The following is a 22,209-nucleotide window of genomic DNA, read 5'->3' as shown; positions in this document are numbered from 1 at the left end:
AAAAAATTAAATTAATACCTGGTTAAATCCAAAACAGTAAAGTGTAGGTTTCTACTTTAACTAATCCCAGTGATAGAACCCAATTGAGGCTATTATAAAATACAACGATCACAAAACATAGAGTTCTCAAGTTACTTGGGAACTTTACTTTTTCTCAAGATTTTATGCAATCCGTAAAAACACGGAAAATTAAGGGGAAAAAACACATGCCAATTCACATAAAAAAACACGAAATTTGCGCTACTAACTAACATTTTTTTATAAAACTAAGATTATGAAACCAAAACCAACTTTAGAAGCCGGGAGCCTTGAAGCTGTTTCAAGTACAAATACGATTGACTCAGGGCTTGTTCAGAAGTTAATAGCCAATTACAGAGACAACCAGATGCAGGCAGTCAATAAAGAATTGGGAATTACTGACTCACACGCGATCTGGTTTGATCTTCCTAAACTGAAAAAATTCATTGCATGTATTGAGGATGAAGCTGCAAAAGTAAACCCTGACGTTTCTGAACAAGACCTGGGTATCAGATTCTATTATGCAGCCTATCCGAAAGCTGAAGACTGGAGTATTATGGACAATCACCCCGTAGAAAGAGAATATGCAGAGAGACACACCCTGGTTATGATCCCTACTTTAAAGAAAGAAGATGAAACAGGTGAAATGCTGCACTATGACTTCTGTCCTTTCACTTCAGAATCCTCACTGGCCATGGCAGGAAAAAGAGTCGGAGAAACTCCTCCCGAAACCATTGCAGAAAATCACGGATCGTTATCACCTCCAGACAATACAATAGGTGAAATATTTCCTTAACACAATCACTAATTTATTTTTTATCACACAATTCGCATGACTGATTTTCAGAAGATACTTCAGGAATCCATGATCTGGACAGAAGGACTCGCCGCCGTTCTATCGGTTGTTTACTATAATCGTTATAATAAGGAAGGGTATTGGAGGTATTTCTCCATTTATCTTATTATTATGTTTGTATCTGAAGTTATTGGGAAATGGGGAGGCTTAATCATAGACTATAATAAACAGAACTTTTATAACTATTTTGTCATCCCTATTGAATTCCTTTTCTTTTACTGGCTATATGCGGCAAAGTCACTGGGCAAACCAAAGCTGTTCTACATCATGTCCGTGTTGTATCTTTTGTCATTTTTATGCACTGAATTTTTCTTCACTACGAAAAAGATCATTCTATCCTTTAATTATACAGTTGGATGCTTGCTCTTAATGATACTAGTGATCATGGAATATTATAAACAAATCAATTCTTCTGAAATCCTGAACTTTAGCAGAAACAAGATGTTTTATATCAACCTTGGAGTGACATTATTTTATATAGGAACGCTGCCATTTTGGACATTCTTTAATTTTATTAAGGAATATAGAGAAATACATTATATTTATTTTTCTTATTTTCTTATGTCAGGAATCATAATGTATCTATTATTTTCAATTTCATTCATATGGGGAAAACAGAGCTCATCTTAGTATTAATTTTATTTAATATATTCTTTGTTCTATTTGTATCCGCAATAATAGTTTACATCAGAAAATACAAGCAGCGCAAAAAAGAATATCTGAATGAAATTGAAATAAAAAATGAAATTCATAAACGGGAGCTTCTGGCTACCCAGCTTGAAATTCAGCAGGCAACGATGCAGCAGATTGGACGCGAACTTCATGATAATATTGGTCAGAAACTGACATTGGTAAGCCTCTATACCCAACAGCTTCTCTATGAAAACCGAGTTCCCGAGGTAAGTGAAAGAATTGATCAGGTTTCCCAAATCATTAACCAGTCGCTGCAGGACCTCAGAAGCCTTTCAAAAACACTGACAGACGATAATATAACCCAAAAGGAAATTGTAACTTTGATTCAGGAAGAGGTAGACAACACCAATACTTTCAAAAGATGCAAAGTCACTTTTAACCACAATTTTAATCAGCTTGATTTGGGATTTGCCCATAAAAACGTATTGCTCAGGATCACGCAGGAATTTATACAGAACAGCATTAAACATGCGCACTGCAAAAATATTTTCATCAATCTCAGTACTTCAGAAGACGTATTATGGGAACTTGATCTCAGGGATGACGGCATCGGATTCGACAGTACTCAAATAAAATCCACCGGCATTGGCCTGACTAATATGAAAAACAGAGCGGCCATTATAGGAGCTGATTTCACTTTTGAAAGCCAGAAAAATAACGGAACTACCCTCAATATTATTTTAAAAAAACAGCCATGAAAAAAACAATAGTAATCGTAGACGACCACGTTCTTATTGCTAAAGCACTAGAAGGAATCATTGGTAATTTTAATGAATTTGAAGTAATCTACGTATGTGAAAACGGCAAAGACCTGATCGATAAGTTTGAAAATAACAGTCAAATTCCTGATATCGTTTTGTTAGACATCAGCATGCCAATAATGGACGGCTTTGAAACAGCTGCATGGCTTACACAAAACCATCCAGGCATTCAGGTGATGGCGCTCAGTATGCAGGGTGATGACAACAGCGTCATTAAAATGATCAAAAACGGAGCGAAAGGCTATTTACTGAAAAACACCCACCCAAAAGACCTGGAAATTGCATTGACGAAATTAAATTCGGAAGGTTTCTTTTATCCGGAATGGGCCTCCAAAATCATCTTCTCCAATCTGAACAAAGACAAGGAAATGGAAAGCGCCGTAAGAATTTCAGACCGCGAAAGAGAATTTCTTAAATATACCGTCACTGAACTGAGCTATAAGGAAATTGCAGACAGAATGTGCTGCAGTCCGAGAACTGTAGAAAGCTACCGGGATCAGTTGTGTGATAAATTGGACCTGAAAACCCGTGTAGGACTGGCTGTTTTTGCTATTAAAAACGGTTTTGCAGGCTAGCCAAAAAAGAGAAATTAAACTTAAAAATATCAACCGATTTAAACAGTTTGTTTAATTATTTTCAACCAATACAAATTAAAAAAGTAAATAATTAAACACAGATTAGTGATATGATTAAAATTCAACAAAAACAACAAAAACATAAACAATACTCAAAAAGAAAGCGTATTAAATGATAAATATTTAAATATTTGCATAAATATTTTGTTTTTTAATTTTTTATAATATAAATTTGGAGACCAAACCATTAACGATATATTATGAAAAAACTATTTTTAGGAGCTCTTATACTGAGCTTTATGTCTGCCTGTAACAATGATAGTCTTTCCAATCAGGAAGATGCATCACAGGACCCAGGTACAACTCCCGGCATGCTGGCATCAAAAAGATCCTGTCCTTCTGACCTTATTAGAGAAAAGGCCCTTAAAAATGATCCTGCATTAAGAGCCAGATTTGAAGCTAACGAATTACAGTCTGACAACTTTTTAAGAGACCTATCGATGGGTAAGGTTCTTGCAGACGGAACCGTTGAAATTCCGGTGGTCTTTAATGTGATCTACAACACCACTTCCCAAAATATTTCTGACGCAAGAATTGCAGAACAAATCGCAGTATTGAATGCTGACTACGGTGCTACGAATTCTGATATTAATAAAATACCTGCAGCATTTCAACCTTCTGCAGCCGGTAATGTAAAAATCAGTTTCAAACTGGTAGCAACCAACCGTAAGCAAAGCACAAAAACAGGCTGGAGATCTGATCTGGAAGAAATGAAAAAATCAACTACCGGAGGTATTAATGCTACTGACCCAACCAAAAACATGAATATCTGGGTAGTTAATTCTATCCTTGATGAGAATAGTCAACCAGGAACATTAGGATACGCCTACTATCCTGAATCTGCCGGATTATGGTATGACGGTCTTGTAATAGGCTATCAGTATATAGGAAAAACAGGTGCTTCTGCTCCATTTAATTTAGGAAGAACAGTTACACATGAAGTAGGTCACTATTTAAATCTGCCTCACCTTTGGGGATCATCTGATACAGGATGTCAAACAGATTATTCTAATGACACCCCTACTTCTCCTGGTCCTAATTACGGAACACCATCATATCCTCTAAACAGAGTTTGTGGAGGAGTAAGCCGTTCTCAAATGTTTATGAACTACATGGATTATGTAGACGATAAAGCCATGTTTATGTTCTCTGCCAATCAAAAAACCAGAATGCAGGCCGTAGTGGCTGCTGCTGGCCCAAGAGCAGGACTAAGATAATACACATCAAATTAATTTTACATAAAAGAGCCTGAATTTTTTATTCAGGCTTTTTGTTTTATAATGATATGATACTGTTTTACAAGTAGAGTCTATAAAGATAATCTTGGTTCAAATAATAGAAAACCTATAAATAAATTACAGATAAAAAATACGGCATTAGAATAAAAAAACGATTAATTATTCCCAGATGACCAGATAGGACAATATATGAACGAAGTATTTTTAGTCATCTTGCTTTACAGAATCAAATTACAACAATAAATATTTTACTAACAATCCAACAATAACTAGAAAAATTTAATTTGAAATTTCAATAAATCAAAATTACATTAAAATAAAAAGGAAAATTAAGTATTATTTTCCACAATTTTTAAATTAACTAAAAACCAACATTTAATCAAAAATAATACGAAACACATAACGATTGAACGGTAACATTGAAATATTTACACTAAAAAATCAAAAATACCTTGCATAATAATTTTTAATAATATAAATTCACCATCGGAAATTATATAAATAGAAGCTTATGAAAAAATTATTATTTGGAGCCATTGTACTAGGTTTCATGTCAGCTTGTAACAGCGACAACATGACCAATCAAAATGAAAATCCAACAAACGGAGATATTTCTTCAGCCGACATGTCAAAGAGAGGCTGCGCATCTGAAGAAGTAAGACAGGAAGCATTAAAAAACAACGCGGAACTCAGACAAAGATTTGTTAAACTGGAAGCGAATACCGAAAAATTTGCCAATGATTTAAAAATGGGAAAAGTTCTGGCAGATGGCACTGTAGAAATCCCGGTTGTTGTTAACGTATTATATAAAACAGCTGCAGAAAATATTTCTGACGCAAGAATTGCAGAACAAATCGAAGTACTGAATGCAGACTTTACAGGAACGAACACGGATGCAAATAAGATCCCCGCTGAATTCCAAACGGTAAGCGCAGGTGATACAAAAGTAAAATTCAAAGTAATAAATACCATTAGAAAAGCTACAAGCAAGACAAGCTGGGCTACCAATGATGATATGAAAAAGGCTTCCAAAGGCGGAATTGATGCTACCACTCCAGCAAATTATTTAAATATCTGGATTGTAGGTAAAATGACAAGTCAGGGAAGAACTATTCTCGGATACGCTACATTTCCTGAATCTGCAGGATTGTGGAATGACGGTGTAGCAATTGCCGCTCCCTATTTTGGAAAAACAGGAGCAGCCTCACCTTATAACCTAGGAAGAACGGCAACACATGAGATAGGACATTATTTAAATCTTAGACACATCTGGGGAGATGCAAGCTGTGGTAATGATCAGGTTACAGACACTCCTACACAAACTACTGCCAATTATGGAAAACCAACGTATCCATTATATAACACATGTAGTGGTGTTCAAAGATCTGTTATGTTCATGAATTATATGGATTATGTGGACGATGCAGCCATGTTCATGTTCTCAGCAGGACAGAAAGCAAGAGTTCAATCAGTAGTTGCTTCTACAGGAGCAAGATCCGGATTAAGACTTTACTAAAATTTAAATTGATTTCAATAAAAAGCCTGAATTTTCATTCAGGCTTTTTGCTTTTATAATGCTCTTGTATTATTATCAGGTGTATAATCCATAAAAATATCTCCATCCAAAGTCACCGATTTGACTTTCTTTTTGATAGGAACCGTAAGATCCGTCTGTTTCTGATTTTTCTCCCAAATCCCCGGAGAGAAGTGAAGCTTCTCAACAGATCCGTCTGCATAATTTAAAACCGCATCAAACGGAATGGCGAATCCGCCAACATTATCTACATTCACCGTAAGAAGATCATTAAGCTGTGAAGCACCGGTAATTTTTAAATCAATATAATTATTGGTATAAAACCAGTTTTGAAAGAACCAGTTCAGGTTTTTCCCTGAACCTGTATTCATTGAATTAAAATAATCCCACGGCACCGGATGCTTTCCATTCCAGTTATCCATATAGTGCAGAAGTGCTTTTTTAAACAATTCATCTCCTAAATAGTCTTTCAATGCCAGATAAGACAGGGATGCTTTCACATAAGAATTGTTCCCATACCCTGCACCACTCACCTGCGTACTCATTGTAATAACAGGTTGATCCTGCTCAGCGGAAGGGTCATTAATCCATTTTTTTACCCGGAAGTTCTTATAGAATTCTTTTGCAGCCGCTTCACCGTTTTCATCAATCCCGATCAGATATTCAAGGGTAGTTGCCCAGCCTTCATCCATAAAAGCATAACGGGTTTCGTTGATTCCCATATAAAAAGGGAAATAGGTATGAGCTATTTCATGATCTGCGGTAAGCCTTGCATCCCGAAGATCATCAGGAATACTGGTATCATTGATCATCATTGGATATTCCATATCCGCATATCCCTGAATGGCGGTCATTACATTATAAGGGTATTCCACACCCGGCCACTTTTTAGAGAACCAATCCAGATTATAACGCATCCAGTCTACATATTGCTCAAAATCTTTTGCACCCGCCTTATAAGCCGCCTGAACACTTGCTCTTTTTGTTTTCAGCTGAACACTTGCTCCATCCCAAACATAATGGCTGCTTAACGCAAAACAGAAATCTGTGATATGACTGGCTTTGAATTTCCAGATATTCCATTTATTCTGCTTCGTTACTTTTCCGGATCTCATTTCCTGCTCAGACGCAATATGCATGACTTTATCGCTTTTGAGAGATGCTTTGTATCTTTTTAAATATTCCGGTTGAAGTACGGCATCAGGATTCAGAAAATCACCGGTGGCCCATACTACAAAATTCTTCGGAGCAGAGATGGCAAAATTATAATCATTAAAGTCATTATAAAACTCCTGTCTGTCCGAATGAGGAAGCATATCCCAACCGTTGTAATCGTCATACACTGAAATTCTGGGGAAAGAATAAGCAACATAAAAAGTCTCAGGATCTATTTGTCCTTCTCTTCCGCTCTGTACGGAAAGCGGGTATTCCCATTCTATTTTCACCTCAGCTTTAGCTCCACCTTTAATAGCTTTTTTCAGTTTTACTTTTTCTACGGTTCCCCAGTCGTCACTGTTTATGGTGTACTTCTCCCCGTTGACGATAAATGATTTGATATGCAGCCCGGAAGACAGAAAGTCTTTGGATACAGAACCGGATCTTGGGGACTGTGGTTTATGAAGGTTATTCACAAATCTGATCGCCAACTCATGAAGTTCATCCGTACTGTTATTGCTGTATGTGATCATTTCTTTTCCCGAAACCGTTTTGCTTCCGGCATCTACTTTTACCTCAACATTATAAATTCCTTTATTCTGCCAATAATTTTTACCGGGAGCACCGGAAATATCCCGGGTTCCTTTTTCATAGGCTTTTTTAATATTTCTCGGCATATACAGCTCCTGTGCAGCGATTGACTGCATCGAAACAGTCACTACCAAAGCATAAAGAAATCGTTTCATATCTCTAATCTTTAAAAATAAGTATCAAAATTAGCGAAAATGTAACATCAGGCATTCATTTCTTTTATAATAATATTTTATGAATATCAGTTTTTTATTTTTCCGAAAGGAAGATGGAAGTTATTATAATCGGTTCCATCAATTGCTAAGATTAATAAGTAATCATGCACACCCTGATCCCTACAACCTATCCGACTCCTCTGTTTTCTTAATCGTTTTAGCATTTTTCACCGCCTGATTTCCGAAATTAAATTTCAAAGAAAGCGTGAATCCCTGAGTATCTCCGTAATCCAGAAAATAATTGTCCTGATTGGCATATTTTGTACTCACCTTTTGGCCCATCGTTTTGAAAATATCATTAACAATAAGTGAGGCTTCCAGTTTCTTATTAAAAAATTTGCGGTTCATTACAAAATAGGCAGACCATGCACTTGAAATCCTGAAAGTTCCCTGTATTCCCGGCGAATAGTATTTGTGACCAATTTCCATCTTCCAATCGTTGGTTTTATTTAAAGTAATGCCAGTTGAAATAGTAGAGACCCAGTTCCAGACCTTATTTTCATACAAAATCCCATCGATTCCTTTGAAATAATTCTCATTGTGTTCCAGATTCTCAGAAAGGATCAGAGTCCACCAGGGTTTGATCTGGAAATTTTTATACAAACTTGCCCCAAAAGCCTGTCCTTTTTCAATATTGGTAAAATAATAGATCAGGTTATTGGTGCTGGGTTCCTGGAATGAAATTTCCATAGACGGATAAATTTCTTTCCGGTAATAAAGGTCCAGATTCCAGCCTTCCCATGAATAGGTAAGATTCAGATTATGAATGATTGTAGCTTTCAGCTTTGGGTCTCCCTGATAATAAGAGAATAAATTGTAGTAAGATTTGGCAGGATTCAGCCATGAATACGAAGGCCTGCTGATTCTTTTTCCGTACGAGAAGCCAAATTCATGTTTGCTTTCTGTGGAATACTGCGCGTAAAAAGTAGGAAAAAAATTCCAGTACTTGTTTTTGTTCTGTTCATAAGGTTCAGAAACCACACCTTCCAAATCCGTCATTTCAGCACGGAGACCTCCTTTAAAATTCCACTTTCCAAGATTGTAGGCTAATGAAGAATAAAGACCCAAATTATGTTCCTTATAATCAAACAGGCTGCTTTTTTCAGGTCTGAGCTGCAGGTTTCCATTTTCATTATCGGAAAAATCCAGTCCGCTCATTGTTTTGACAAAACTGTATTTCACACCAGATTCAAACTCCAACTTTTTATCTTTCCATTGATAATCTGCCTGCGTGGAATACAACTGAACATCTGTTTTATTTTGAGTAAAAAAATTATCATCTCTCGGAGACTCCCCCGCAAAATTCAGATGAGTAAGCACATTCTGATATTTATCCACATTGTTTCCTGTAAAATAACTGATCCACGAAAGGCTGCTTTTCTTGTTAAGTTTTCTGTCAAGCTGAAAACTCAATGAATTATTGATCGTCCGTGACTGATGGTCATTGATGGTTGTATAATCAGATTCAGCCACATTCTGACTGTTATAAATTAATGTAGGGACAATGTAAGTTCCAAAAGATTTCGGACTGAAATACCCTGAGTAATTCAGGCTCAGATTGGTCAGGCTGTCAATTTCATATTCAGCATTGAAGTTAATCGTACTCTGAGCTTTATTTTTATCTTTCCGATTCATGGTGCTTACCCATCTGGTCTGACTTTCCTGGTAATTCACATAATCGGTTCCTTCACGGTAATAGGTACCAAAACCTCTGTAATAACTTCCCATCAATGAAAGTTTATCTTTTTTATAATATTGAGACACCCCTACAACGCCCTTTGCATATTGGGTCTGAACATATTTTGACGAAACAATTCCGCGGTAACCTTCGATCTTATTTTTCTTCATGACAATGTTCAGGACTGCGCTGCCAGATGCTTCATATTTTGCCGGTGGATTGGTGATGACTTCTACAGACTTTATTTCGTCTCCCTGGGTATTCTCAAGAAAGTTCTTAAGTTCATCTCCCGTCAGCATTACTTTTTTATCATTAATGGTTACCAGAATTCCCGTACCTCCTTTAATGGCAATCACATCATTGTTTATCGTAACACTTGGTGTTTTCTTTAAGATCTCCCAGGCATTAAGCGAAGAAATATTGCTGTTTTCTACATTGAATTCCAGACGGTCTACTTTTCTGGTGACCAGGGGTTTCTGTTTGGTCATAACGACCGCTTCAATTTCCTGGGTATTTTTCTTAAGAATAATTTTTAAAAACTCACTGTCCTTCTTTACATTCATTGTTTTTTCAAACAAAGCATAGTCTGTTTTTTTTACTGCTATTTTTATAGAATCTATTGAGAGTCCCTCTACAGTAAAGTAACCGTCATGATCTGTTTTCAGCGTTTTGATCAATTCATTTTTTAAATTATAAACCTCAATATCCGCGGAAGGAACTTTTCTATCCTCAGTGTTCGCTACCAAACCTTTAATGACCTGCGTCTGTGCAGACAACAGCATTGGAAACAGCAGTAAAAGAAAAATTTTATACATAATTGATTTTGAAAAGCATGGATGTTACTCTGCCTGACGGTTCAAAATTCAGTATTTGAAGAGACAATTTCGGTTAACGGAAGGTTAATGATGGGTTAATGCCCATAAAAAGAAAGGCTAAAGTTTTATCTTTGTTTCAATGATGCCCAAAAGCAAATATCTTATCACTCTTTTCGCTACGCTGTTCCTTCTTCTATTGGGAATACAGGGCTACTTTATGTACAAAACGTATCAGGTAAAAGAACGTGAAATCTACAGGACCGTTCACGAAAAAATCACCCATTACACCGATCAACTCGAAGATCTGGGTGGGATAAAAAACAGAACAGACGATACTATCCAGAAAATCCTGATCGATTATCATGACAAAAAAATAAGTAAAAAAGACTTTCTGGACTATTTTAATAAGAATAGAAAAGAAAATGAAGCACGTTTAAACCAATACGTGGATAATAGTTTTAAAAAAGAGGGCTATAAAATTGCTGCAAAAATTGAATATACTTCCATTGTCTACCTTCCGGACGGCTCCAACCTGATCGATCGTCCTCTTGTGCTGTACGAAACCTCCAATAAAGTAGTCAAACCAAAAATATCCAATACCGGAACCTGGGAAACAACCTCAAAATTTTCTTCTAAAGACGGTGAACCGAGTAAAAAAGAGTCTTTTTTGGTGAAAAGCAATACGGGTTTCGAGGTTTTAAATATCAAAACAATCATATTTAAAGAGCTAGCCTTGCTTACCATCTGTTGTGCTGCAATTCTTGCCAGCGTGCTCCTGATGTATATTTTCACCGTTAAAAATTTAGCCAGACAACAAAAACATGTAGAAGTTCTCCACACCGTTGTGGATAATATATCCCATGAATTCAAAACGCCGATCGCCACTTTAAAGATCGCCTCAAAAGCTTTAAAAAAGGAATGGAATCCGGAAACCCTGCCCCTCATCGACCGGCAGATCAGCCGTCTTGAAAGCCTGATGCTTCAGCTTGACAAGGATGAAACTTCTGAAGAAACCCCACCCATACAACCTAATGACTGGAACTATTTTGTACAGGATATTGCTTTTACCTATCCTGAAACTGATTTTGAATTCATCAGCCAGGTTTCGGAAGAACTTCCTTTTGACAAAAATCTCATGGAAACCATTATCAAAAACCTGTGTGGGAACAGTGTAAAATACGGAGCATCTCATGTAAAAGTTGACATCAGCGCGATTTCTCAACATCTTAAGATAGAAGTAAGTGACAATGGCTGTGGTATAGAGAAAAGTGAGCTCACTCACATTTTTGAAAAATTTTACAGGATTCAGTCAAATAATATCCATAATACCAAAGGTCTTGGACTCGGGCTTTATTTTGTCAAAAATATCGTAACGAAATACCATGGTAGTATAGACGTTTCCAGCCGTCTCAACTCCGGAACTACATTTAAAATATCGATTCCTTATGAAAACTAAGATCCTTTTGGCAGAAGACGACCCGGATTTTGGGATGATCCTGAAGCAGTATCTTGAACTGGAAGATTTTGAAGTATCATGGTTTCAGAATCCGGAAGACATTGTCGGTCTTTTACCTACAGATTTTCCATTTCACATTGGTATTCTGGATATTATGATGCCTTCAATTGATGGTTTTTCTTTAGCGAAAATGATTTTAAAAGAGAAAAATAATTTCCCACTGCTTTTCCTGACGGCCAAAAACCAGAAAATAGACCGACTGATGGGTTTAAAGATTGGAGCGGATGATTATATTGCGAAACCCTGCGACCCGGAAGAACTGGTTTTGAGGATTAAAAATATCATCAAAAGAACGCAACCTGCTTATTCTCCACAAATAAAGATTGGGGAATACTCATTGGATACCGAAAAATTACTGCTTGCGCATTCTGCAGGAAACATACGTCTTACGATTCGTGAACAGGAACTTTTACTCTATCTCCTGCAACATAATGGTACGATGATCAAAAGAGATGATATTCTGGATAGTCTCTGGGAAACGAATGATTATTTTACAGGGAGAAGCCTTGATGTATTTATCAGCAGACTCAGAAAATACTTCATCAATGACCCTGCAGTAAAAATCCAATCCCTGCGAGGAATTGGATTTGAAGTTGATTTTCCGGTAGACTAATTTCTCATTAAAAAGAAAGCTCTGCCAACACCGGAAAGTGATCTGATGGATACAGCAAGTTTTCTCTTCTGTCGTTGATATGTCTCTGAGATTTTATTTTGAACCCTTTCACGAAAATATAATCGATTCTGTCTTTAGGGATTTCATTAACGTTGAATGCTGTGAATGTTCCTTTCGGTCCGTAAGGTTTTGTTTCAGAATGATAAAAACTGTCATTTAAATTCTGGGAAAGGATTTTTATAGGCTCAGAATCTTCTGTTAAATTGAAGTCACCACTTAACGTTACGGGAAGATTTTTAGAATTGATCTCTTTGATCTTCTTCAAAATAAGTTCGGAAGATTTCACTCTTGCCACATTTCCGATATGGTCAAAATGAAGGTTCATGGCCAGGAATTCTTTCTTTGATTTTTTATCTTTAAAAATGGCATAAGTACAGATTCTGTTAAGTGCTGCGTCCCATCCTCTGGAAGGCTTTTCGGGTGTTTCAGAAAGCCAGAATGTCCCGGATTTTATTACCTGAAGCCTATTGGTATCATAAAAAATAGCCGAAAACTCTCCTTTTTCCTTTCCGTCATCCCTTCCTACTCCTACATAATCATAGTTCTTAAGGCCAGCTTTAATATCTTTCATCTGCTCGGGAAGTGCTTCCTGAACTCCGAAATAATCGGGATGATAATAATTTAATAAATCCACTACATCCTGTTTTCTTTCTGTCCATGCATTTTCCTTATCAGACGCTACCTGCAGCCTGATATTGAAACTCATTACTTTAAGATCCTGTGAAAACCCCAGTGCAAAAAACAGTAAGGATAATATTGAAAATCTGAAATTCATAACCATATGTTTAACTTAGAATAACAAAAATAGAATATCCTGATGAGAGGTAATGAAAGTTGAGGATATATTATTGTTAATTTATGGAGGGAAGCCCGAAGAGGGAGGATGGAAGTTCATATAGCTGAAAGAAGTAATTAAAGGTTGTTTTATACCTATTTAAATTTAATCATTCTTATCAATGAATCTAATTATCGAGTGAAGACCAATAGAACTTCCATCTTCAGACTTCCCTCTTCCTTCCAGTTCTTTTCCAAACAAAAAAACCGAAACTTCATAAATCTGAAGTTTCGGTTTTTTATAAGGTCACTATACCATTTATTCTTTGGTAAATTTGTATTCTCTTCCGGCTTGTTTAAAGACAAGATCCTTTTTGTCCTTGCTAAATGCCAATGTTATCCCGGCTTCACTAAAAGTAAACTGATTGTCTCCTGCATATTCAAGAGGAAACTCCGGCTGGTTTCCAGCTTTGAAATAAAGCTGACCGTTTTTATCGGTAAAAACCAATTTGATTGAATCACTTTTAGTCCCGTATGTTCCCGCAAAATCTTTTGTATTAACTTTTTCAACAGTTTTTGGTTGTTCTGAAGGCCAAATATTATTTTTCATATTCACATCAGGAACCATAGATTCAGGATCCAGCATGACCTCATCAATTTCTTTATTTGAATTCACTTTCACTGTCCATTCTGTATTACGTTTCCAGACTTCAACCGGGATTTTGAATACCTGTTTTGTTCCGTCTTTAAATTTCGCCTGAACAACTGTAGGCATAGGCAACTGACCTAGATTCTCAACAGTAATCTGAGCACCGTTTTTAAAGTCGCCATTCACATATTTCACATCTTTTACAGACTGATCGATCTTCCATTTATTGATGAACCACCCTCTCCAGAACCAGTTCAGTTCTTCTCCTGAAACGTTTTCCATCGTATGGAAGAAATCCCATGGTGTAGGATGTTTGAAAGCCCATCTGTCGACATAGGTTTTGAAAGCTTTGTCAAATTTCTCAGGACCTAAAATGGTCTCTCTTAAAATCTGCAGTCCCATCCCCGGCTTAAAGTAAGCCAAAGCTCCGATACTTCTTTCCTTCATATTATCAGGACCTACCATGACCGGTTCAAGATTATCCCCCATCAAAAAGCCTCCGGCTCTGGCAATATTTTTCTTGGTATAATATTCTCCGTTGTTAAAAGCCTTTGTGGATAATTCATTGATAAAGGTATTGAAACCTTCATCCATCCATGCAAACAGTCTTTCATTTGAACCTACGATCATCGGAAACCAATTGTGCCCAAATTCGTGATCTGTAACTCCCCAAAGATCTTCTCCTGCGGAATTCATATGGCAGAAAACAATTCCCGGATATTCCATTCCGCCTTCATTTCCTGCTACATTCGTCGCGGCCGGATAGGTGTATTCATACCATTTTTGAGAATAATGCTCGATTGCTGCTTTTGTATATTCTGTAGACCTGCCCCAAGCTTTTTCGCCTGCACTTTCTGCAGGATAAGCTGATATAGCTACAGATTTTTTACCGCTTGGAAGATTTATTTTTGCCGCATCCAGGATAAATGCCGGTGATGAAGCCCACGCAAAATCACGGGTCTGATCTATTTTAAATTTCCATGTTTTGGTCCCTGAAGCCTGGTTTTTCATGATTTCAGATTCCGGACGGATCATAACCGTTTTATCACTATTTCTAGCCTGCTCCCAACGGTTGTTTTCTTCCTTGCTGTATACCTCTTTATAATTTAAAAGATCTCCTGATGCTACAACGTAATGATTAGCCGGCACTGTAATATTCGCAGAAATATGCCCGTACTCCAGATAAAACTCTGATGCTCCAACATAAGGCAGCGTATTCCACCCCATTACATCATCATACACACACATTCTTGGATACCATTGGGCTACCGTAAATATTTTTCCGTTTTTCGTTTTCTGCACTCCCATTCTGTCAGATCCGTATTCGGGAGAGATAAAAGAATATTCAATTTTGATTTTGGCAATACCTCCTTTAGCTTTTAATTCTTTGGGAAGATCGATCTGCATTCTGGTATCAGTCACTGTATATTTAACGTCTTTACCGTCAAGCTTTACAGATTTAATTTTGTATCCTCCTTCCAACTCTTCCCCATGAGCTCCGTTTCTGCTACCAGATGCAGGAACTACTGCGTTACCGCGGGAATCTTTTGCAAATAAATTCTGGTCAAGCTGCAGCCATAGAAAGCCCATTTGATCAGGACTGTTATTGGTATACGTAATGTCAGCCGTTCCGGTAATTTCATTTTTAGCTTCGTTTAAGCTTACATTCAGATCATAATCTGCTGAATTCTGCCAGTAAGCATGTCCCGGCTGTCCGCTTGCAGAACGGGTTTCCGTTCCTGTCTGTGGGTAAAAGAAGGGTTTGAACGCTTCTACATAACTGTATTTTGGAGCATCCTGAGCTAAAGCAGATCCCGAAAAAAGGAAAACTGCTGCCGCTGCTATCAGGCCTGGAAGTTTATAATTCATTGGAAATAATTTATAATATTTCTATGATAAGTTACAAAAGATCCCGGAATCGTTACAAGCCCGGGATCTTTTTATCAAAATTTTAATTTAATTAGTTTTTTTCGCCTTGATCATCGCTTCAAGCGCATCCCACATTTCCTTCGGAATATCTTCAAGCATATTGAATTCTCCAGCTCCCTGAAGCCATTCGCCGCCATCTATGGTGACTACTTCCCCATTCATATACGCCGAATAATCTGAAACCAGATAAGCAGCAAGATTAGCCAGCTCCTGGTGCTCTCCTACTCTTCTTAAAGGAACTTTTTTCTTCATATCAAATTTTTCCTGAAGATCTCCCGGAAGCAATCTGTCCCATGCTCCTTTGGTTGGGAAAGGTCCCGGCGCGATCGCATTGAAACGGATCCCGTATTTTGCCCATTCCACCGCTAAAGATCTCGTCATTGCCAAAACTCCGGCTTTTGCACAGGCTGAAGGTACTACATAGGCAGATCCTGTCCACGCATACGTGGTTACAATATTCAGAACAGTTCCCGGGCTTTTAGAATCGATCCAGTGTTTACCGATAGAAAGCGTACAGTTCTTTGTTCCTTTCAAAACGATATCTAAAATAGAATCAAAAGCTGAATGCGTAAGTCTTTCTGTTGGCGAAATGAAGTTCCCAGCTGCATTATTTAAGAGAATATCAATTCTTCCGAATTCCTTCAATGTAGCTTCTTTCATCGCTTCTACTTCATCCCAATTTCTTACGTCACATGCAACGCACAGAACTTTTCCGCCCGTTTCTTCTTCTAATTCTTTGGCTGTTCCCTGTAGTTTCTCCAGATTACGGGAAGTGATCACCACTTTTGCTCCCAGTTCCAGAAAATATTTGGTCATTGCTTTTCCAAGGCCACTTCCGCCTCCTGTTACAATCGCTACTTTATCCTGTAATGCGCCTTCACGCAACATGGGCTGTGTATATAAATTCATATGATTTTATTTTTTCCTAAAAATACTAAATATTGAATGGATGCCATTTAAAATAATGAGATAAATAATAATGTTATAAATAGTTATTCTCCTTGTGATATTTACCAATCATACAGAAAAAACAGTACGTAGTGGAAAAACAGCACGCCCATTTTTCACGCAAAGTTCGATTCTAATACCGCATAGTATTAAGGAATACAAAGAAGGAATCAATATAATTGATTCAACTAAGCGAGCGTTTTACCCACATCCTTAATTAGGGGCTCTGCCATCACTTTTCCTTTTTTCAAACTAAAAAGGCATAAAAAAACAACCTTGTAACGAATGACAAGGTTGCGGTATTTTATATTGACTGTCTGGTCGTAAAAACTGATTATGAAACTACTACTCCTTTGAAAGAAAGTGTTTTAGGCGTTTTGCTTTCGCTTGTCGTTACATTCACTGTTTTCATAAATGCACCTGCAGCTGCCGCATTGTAGCTGGCTTCTACAAATCCTTTTTTCCCGGGAAGAATCGGAGTTTTAGTATAATCTGCTGTTGTACACCCACATGATGGTGCTACATTTTCAATAATAATTGGCTTTGAAGAGGTATTGGTGAACTCAAATCTGATAAGTTTTGGTTTTCCCTGAGGAATATTTCCTACATCGATAGATTCTGATTTCCATTTAATGGCATCTGCAATCATTTTCACTATTGAAGAACTTTCAGCAGTAAATACATTAGCATAAAAAGGTGAAAATGCTAAGACAGCTAAAAGTGCTGTAATTTTTAATTTTTTCATGAGTATATATTTTAATAGTTAATAAAAATCAAAGAAATTGGTCATTCTGTTTTGATGAGTCAAATATATAGCTGAAAATCGCGATATATTGTTAACCGATATCAAACATTTGTTAATAAGTTGTTAATGATAAAAATTTAATAGATATTTTTGGATAATATTGCTTCTGGAAATGGAAATTAAAAAACTCAATATTATTATCACCCTCGGATTCATTGCTATCATCGGGATTATGACCGCTCAGCTTTTATGGACCCGGCAGGCCTATAATCTTGAAGATAAAAAATTTAACCAAAAGGTCAATATCGCTTTAGCAGAAGTCGTGGAAAAACTATCCAGAGGAAAGACTTCTTTTACAGAAAATCCGGTACAGAATATTGCCAACGACTATTATGTGGTTAATATTAATAATGAATTTCATCCCGCAGTTCTGGAACATTATCTGAGAACAGAATTTACCCGTTTTCAAATCAATACAGATTATGTGTATGCCCTCTATAATTGCCATAGTGACAAAATGATTTATGGGAAATACATATCAACGCACCAGGAACCTCCAAGTGATAAGGTCATTAATTTTCCTAAACATAAAAACCTGATCTATTATTTTTCCATCCGCTTTCCAGATAAAACCACCTATTTAATAAGTTCATTAAGGTTTTGGTATTTACTCACCTTTGCGCTCATCATCATTCTGTTGGTTTACGTTTATTCTATATACACCATTATTCAGCAAAAAAAATTCTCGGAACTGCAAAGGGATTTCATCAATAATATGACCCATGAGTTTAAAACGCCTTTATCATCAATCCTCTTAGCATCAGAAGCCCTCAATAAACATAATATCATACAGGAAGATTCCAAACTACAGACCTACACATCCATCATTATCAATCAAAGCTACAAACTCAATAATCATATTGAAAAAATACTAAATATTGCTAAAAATGATGCTTCCGGACTGTCCCTGAAGCCCCAAAAGATTATGCTTCTTCCTTTCATTGAGGAAATAGCGGATATCATACAGCAAAAGAACGAAAATCTTGTACTTCATCTGGAAATTGAGGACCACATCGCTATCATTGCAGATGAATTTCACTTTACCAATATCGTGTACAACATTTTAGACAATGCAATTAAGTATTGCGAAACAAAACCCGAAATCACTATTTCATCAGGTAAAAGTTCAAAAGGCTTATATTTAAAGTTTAAAGATAACGGAATGGGTATTCCTGCTAAAAATATGCCCCATATTTTTGATAAATTTTACAGGGTTACTACCAAAAAAAGTGATGAGGTCAACGGTTTTGGATTGGGATTGTTTTATGTAAAAAAGATCGTACAGCAACACCAATGGAAAATTTCAGTTGAAAATAATACGGATCAGGGAATTACCATAACGTTGTTTTTTCCGTCTTAAATGTAATAATAGTCAGTAATGGAAAAATCTAAAATTTTATATGCAGAGGATGATAAGACGATCGCTTTCCTGATTCAGGACAGCCTCGAAAGCTATTATGAAATAGATCATTATCCCGATGGAAAATCGGCACTTGAGGCCTTCAACAGCCAAAGTTTTGACATCTGTCTGCTGGATATCATGATGCCTGAACTTAACGGATTTGAATTGGCCCAGCACATTCGGGATAAGAACTCTGAGATCCCTATTATTTTTATTTCTGCAAAAGCCCTGAAAGAAGACAGGATTAAAGGGCTAAAAATCGGTGCCGATGATTACCTCGTCAAACCATTCAGTATAGAAGAATTAATTCTAAAAATAGAAGTCTTCTTAAAACGCACCAGAAAAACAGATGCACCCCCGCTAAAATATAAGGTCGGAAAATATGATTTTGATCCCAAAAACTATACTTTGCAAGATACCGGGAATACCGTTACCCTTACCCAAAGAGAATCAGAACTGCTTTTATACTTTATCCGACACAAGAACACGGTCTTAAAAAGACAGGATATCCTGAAAGCAATCTGGGGAGATGATGATTATTTTATGGGACGAAGTCTGGATGTATTTATTTCCAGATTGCGAAAAGTATTTGCAGATGAGCAGAATATAATCATCGAAAATTTGCACGGAATTGGATTTCGTTTTTCCGAAAAATAAATACATTTCATAGGGATTACTTCTAAATTTAAGTAATAATAGTTATTCTTCAATTTTTAATTATTTTTACTGTTGAAAACCTATCCATTCATGAAAAATACGGCAAATTTTGCACTCATATTCTTTGTATTTCTCAGCCAGTATTCAAAAGCCCAGCAGTTTGAAAAGCTGATACAATATGTAAATCCCCTGATCGGAACTGAAAAAATGGGGCATACCTATCCCGGCGCTACCGTTCCATTCGGAGCTGTACAACTGAGCCCGGAAACCGATACCATCTCTTATGAACTCAATGGAAAATACAATGGCGAAGTATATAAATACTGCGCCGGATACCGTTACGAAGACAAAACGATCGTTGGTTTCAGTTCCACCCATTTCAGCGGAACAGGACATTCCGATCTTGGAGATTTTCTGATCATGCCAACAGTTGGAAAACTACAGCTTAATCCCGGAACAGCCTCCAATCCGGAAAGCGGCTACAGAAGCAGATTTTCTCACCAAAATGAAAAAGCTGAAGCCGGATATTATAAAGTAAAGCTGGATGATCATCATATTTTAGCAGAATTAACCGCTTCAACAAGAACCGGAGTTCATCGTTATACCTTCCCAAAATCTGACCAGTCGCACATCATTTTAGACCTGACTGCAGGAATTTACAATTATGACGGTAAAAATGTATGGACGTATGTCCGTGTGGAAAACGATGGTACACTGACCGGTTACCGCCAGACTAATGGTTGGGCAAGAACCAGAACGGTTTATTTTGCCCTGAAATTTTCAAAACCTTTTAAATCATACGGCCAGAAAAATTTGGACGGAGCCCAAGCATACAGGGGATTCTGGAGAAAATTCGACCAGAATAAAAACTTCCCCGAGATCGCAGGTAAAAACCTGAAAATGTATTTTGATTTCGATACTGAAGAAAATGAAGCTGTTGAAGTAAAGCTGGCCATTTCTCCGGTGAGCCAGACCAATGCATTGGAAAATCTAGAAAAAGAAACAGGAAACCTATCTTTTGATCAGATCAAGGCAAAAGCTCAGGAAAACTGGAATAAAGAACTGAATAAAATCGTCATCAAAGGTTCTGAAACAGAAAAAACCAACTTTTATACAGCGATGTACCATACTTTCATCAGCCCTACAACGTATATGGACATCAATGGGGAATATAAAGGCTTGGATCAGAATATTCACAAAGCAGAAGGTTTTACCAACTACACCACTTTTTCCATCTGGGATACGTACAGAGCTCTTCATCCTTTCTTTAATATCATCCAGCCAAAACGGAATAACGATATGGTTAAATCGATGATGGCTCATTATGATCAGTTCTCGATGAAAATGCTTCCGATATGGTCACACTACGCCAACGATAACTGGTGTATGAGCGGATACCACAGCGTAAGTGTAGCAGCCGATGCTGTGATCAAAGGAAATTACACTGGTGATCCGAAAGAAGTATTAAAAGCCTGTATCGCAACAGCTAATAAAAGAGATTATGAAGGCATTGGATATTATATCGATATGGGCTATATTCCGGCTGAAAAAAACGGAACTTCAGTTTCCAATACCCTGGAATATGCTTATGACGACTGGGCGATTGCCCAACTGGCAAAACATTTAGGCGAAACAGAAATCTACAATCAGTTTATCAAACGTTCTGAAAACTGGAAAAATAATTTTGATCCCAAAGCAGGTTTTATGCGTCCTCGACTGGCAGATGGAAGCTTTAAAAAGGATTTTGACGTACTGAGCACTCATGGACAGGGTTTTATTGAAGGGAATTCATGGAATTACAGCTTTTTTGTTCCTCAAAATCCTGACGGATTGATGCAAATGATGGGAGGAAAGAAAAAGTTCGCTTCGAAACTGGATGAATTGTTCACGATGCATCTTCCTGACGAATTTTTTGCGGACACTGAAGATATTACCCGCGAAGGAATCATCGGTGGCTATGTTCACGGAAACGAACCGGCTCATCACGTTGCCTATTTTTACAATTGGGCAGGACAGCCCTGGAAAACCCAGGCTCAGATCCGCCGTATTTTAGACATGCAATATAAAGCAACACCCGATGGCTTGGGCGGAAATGACGATGCAGGACAAATGAGTGCGTGGTATATTTTAAGCTCACTTGGATTCTATCCTGTAGCACCAGGTTCTGAAAATTATGCGATTGGAAGTCCGGCTGTGGACCATGCAGTTCTGAATTTGGAAAATGGAAAAACGTTTGAAATTGACGCTGTCAATCAAAGTCCGAAGAATGTATATGTTGAAAAAATTCTTCTGAATGGGAAGGAGATTAAGAATTTCACCCTAAAACATTCTGAGATTACAGCTGGTGGAGAACTGACGTTTTATATGAGTGCTAAAGCGAAGAAATAGATTTTAACCACAAAATTTGCAAAAGTTTTTTAAACACTTAGTAAACTTTAAGTTGAATACTTTTCGCATAATAGTTCACCTAAGTTTTAAGAAAAATCAAAGATTTTTATTCTGCGTTACTGTGATTGAGCAAAAAAAACATCTTAACTACTCCAACGACTGGAATTCCCCTCCCGTGGAGGGGTGGCGAAAATTCAGAGAATTTTTGACGGGGTGGTTCAAGCATTAGAAATTCATAAAAATAAAAAGGGCAAATATGTTATACACATTGCCCTTTTT

The 22,209-nt window shown here is 37.1% G+C and carries 17 protein-coding genes; 11 read left to right on the top strand and 6 right to left on the bottom strand.

The features are described 5' to 3' along the window. Nucleotides 1-274: 274 nt before the first annotated feature. The 6 genes from NZD88_RS11230 (at nt 275) to NZD88_RS11205 (ending at nt 5,717) form a co-directional block, all read left to right on the top strand. Nucleotides 275-814 (top strand): hypothetical protein, encoded by a 540-nt coding sequence (locus tag NZD88_RS11230; RefSeq protein WP_259829222.1) that lies wholly within the window; start codon nt 275-277, stop codon nt 812-814. Nucleotides 815-850: 36 nt separating this feature from the next. Then, nucleotides 851-1,504, top strand: a complete 654-nt coding sequence (locus NZD88_RS11225) for a hypothetical protein (RefSeq protein WP_259829221.1) — start codon at nt 851-853, stop codon at nt 1,502-1,504. Then, nucleotides 1,480-2,265, top strand: coding sequence for a sensor histidine kinase (locus NZD88_RS11220; protein ID WP_259829220.1), 786 nt, complete (start codon nt 1,480-1,482; stop codon nt 2,263-2,265). Before NZD88_RS11225 ends, NZD88_RS11220 begins: the two co-directional genes overlap by 25 nt. Beyond that, on the top strand, nt 2,262-2,903 hold the full coding sequence (locus NZD88_RS11215; RefSeq protein ID WP_259829219.1) for a response regulator transcription factor: 642 nt from the start codon (nt 2,262-2,264) through the stop codon (nt 2,901-2,903). The genes NZD88_RS11220 and NZD88_RS11215 overlap by 4 nt, the downstream gene beginning before the upstream one ends. A 260-nt stretch (nt 2,904-3,163) precedes the next feature. Next, entirely contained in the window at nt 3,164-4,180 is a 1,017-nt protein-coding gene (locus tag NZD88_RS11210; protein WP_259829218.1) for a zinc metalloprotease, read from the top strand. Between the two features lie 532 nt (nt 4,181-4,712). Continuing rightward, nucleotides 4,713-5,717 carry a zinc metalloprotease gene (locus NZD88_RS11205; RefSeq protein ID WP_259829217.1) on the top strand — a complete coding sequence of 335 codons (1,005 nt, stop codon included), beginning with the start codon at nt 4,713-4,715 and terminating at the stop codon, nt 5,715-5,717. Nucleotides 5,718-5,770: 53 nt separating this feature from the next. On the opposite strand, the gene NZD88_RS11200 is transcribed toward NZD88_RS11205, so the two are convergent. Continuing rightward, nucleotides 5,771-7,636 (bottom strand): M1 family metallopeptidase, encoded by a 1,866-nt coding sequence (locus tag NZD88_RS11200; RefSeq protein ID WP_259829216.1) that lies wholly within the window; start codon nt 7,634-7,636, stop codon nt 5,771-5,773. A 180-nt stretch (nt 7,637-7,816) separates the two neighbouring features. Continuing rightward, nucleotides 7,817-10,189 (bottom strand): outer membrane beta-barrel family protein, encoded by a 2,373-nt coding sequence (locus NZD88_RS11195; RefSeq protein WP_259829215.1) that lies wholly within the window; start codon nt 10,187-10,189, stop codon nt 7,817-7,819. Nucleotides 10,190-10,328: 139 nt separating this feature from the next. Here NZD88_RS11195 and NZD88_RS11190 point away from each other — a divergent pair, with 139 nt between their 5' ends. Further along, a complete protein-coding gene (locus NZD88_RS11190) occupies nt 10,329-11,645 on the top strand; it encodes a sensor histidine kinase (RefSeq protein ID WP_259829214.1) in 1,317 nt (438 codons plus the stop codon). After that, complete coding sequence (locus NZD88_RS11185) at nt 11,635-12,318, top strand: response regulator transcription factor (protein ID WP_259829213.1); 684 nt, start codon at nt 11,635-11,637, stop codon at nt 12,316-12,318. Before NZD88_RS11190 ends, NZD88_RS11185 begins: the two co-directional genes overlap by 11 nt. Before the next feature lie 7 nt (nt 12,319-12,325). Here NZD88_RS11185 and NZD88_RS11180 read toward each other — a convergent pair whose 3' ends face one another. The 4 genes from NZD88_RS11180 to NZD88_RS11165 form a co-directional block, all read right to left on the bottom strand. Next, nucleotides 12,326-13,153, bottom strand: coding sequence for an endonuclease/exonuclease/phosphatase family protein (locus NZD88_RS11180; RefSeq protein WP_259829212.1), 828 nt, complete (start codon nt 13,151-13,153; stop codon nt 12,326-12,328). 318 nt (nt 13,154-13,471) lie between these two features. Further along, nucleotides 13,472-15,670 carry a M1 family metallopeptidase gene (locus NZD88_RS11175; RefSeq protein ID WP_259829211.1) on the bottom strand — a complete coding sequence of 733 codons (2,199 nt, stop codon included), beginning with the start codon at nt 15,668-15,670 and terminating at the stop codon, nt 13,472-13,474. An 87-nt stretch (nt 15,671-15,757) separates the two neighbouring features. Continuing rightward, complete coding sequence (locus NZD88_RS11170; protein WP_073335501.1) at nt 15,758-16,639, bottom strand: SDR family oxidoreductase; 882 nt, start codon at nt 16,637-16,639, stop codon at nt 15,758-15,760. Between the two features lie 373 nt (nt 16,640-17,012). Beyond that, nucleotides 17,013-17,423, bottom strand: a complete 411-nt coding sequence (locus tag NZD88_RS11165) for a DUF1573 domain-containing protein (RefSeq protein ID WP_259829210.1) — start codon at nt 17,421-17,423, stop codon at nt 17,013-17,015. Nucleotides 17,424-17,595: 172 nt separating this feature from the next. Between NZD88_RS11165 and NZD88_RS11160 the strand changes: the two genes are divergently transcribed. From NZD88_RS11160 to NZD88_RS11150, 3 genes are all read left to right on the top strand, one after another. After that, a complete protein-coding gene (locus NZD88_RS11160; RefSeq protein ID WP_259829209.1) occupies nt 17,596-18,843 on the top strand; it encodes a sensor histidine kinase in 1,248 nt (415 codons plus the stop codon). Between the two features lie 18 nt (nt 18,844-18,861). After that, a complete protein-coding gene (locus NZD88_RS11155; RefSeq protein ID WP_259829208.1) occupies nt 18,862-19,542 on the top strand; it encodes a response regulator transcription factor in 681 nt (226 codons plus the stop codon). A 90-nt stretch (nt 19,543-19,632) separates the two neighbouring features. Next, nucleotides 19,633-21,930: a GH92 family glycosyl hydrolase gene (locus NZD88_RS11150; protein WP_259829207.1), complete on the top strand. Its 2,298-nt coding sequence runs from the start codon at nt 19,633-19,635 to the stop codon at nt 21,928-21,930. Nucleotides 21,931-22,209: the final 279 nt, after the last annotated feature.

Origin of the sequence: Chryseobacterium pyrolae (genome assembly GCF_025153485.1) — a bacterium.
Classification (GTDB): Bacteria; Bacteroidota; Bacteroidia; order Flavobacteriales; family Weeksellaceae; genus Chryseobacterium; species Chryseobacterium antibioticum.
This window is presented reverse-complemented; position numbering and strand designations above follow the sequence as displayed.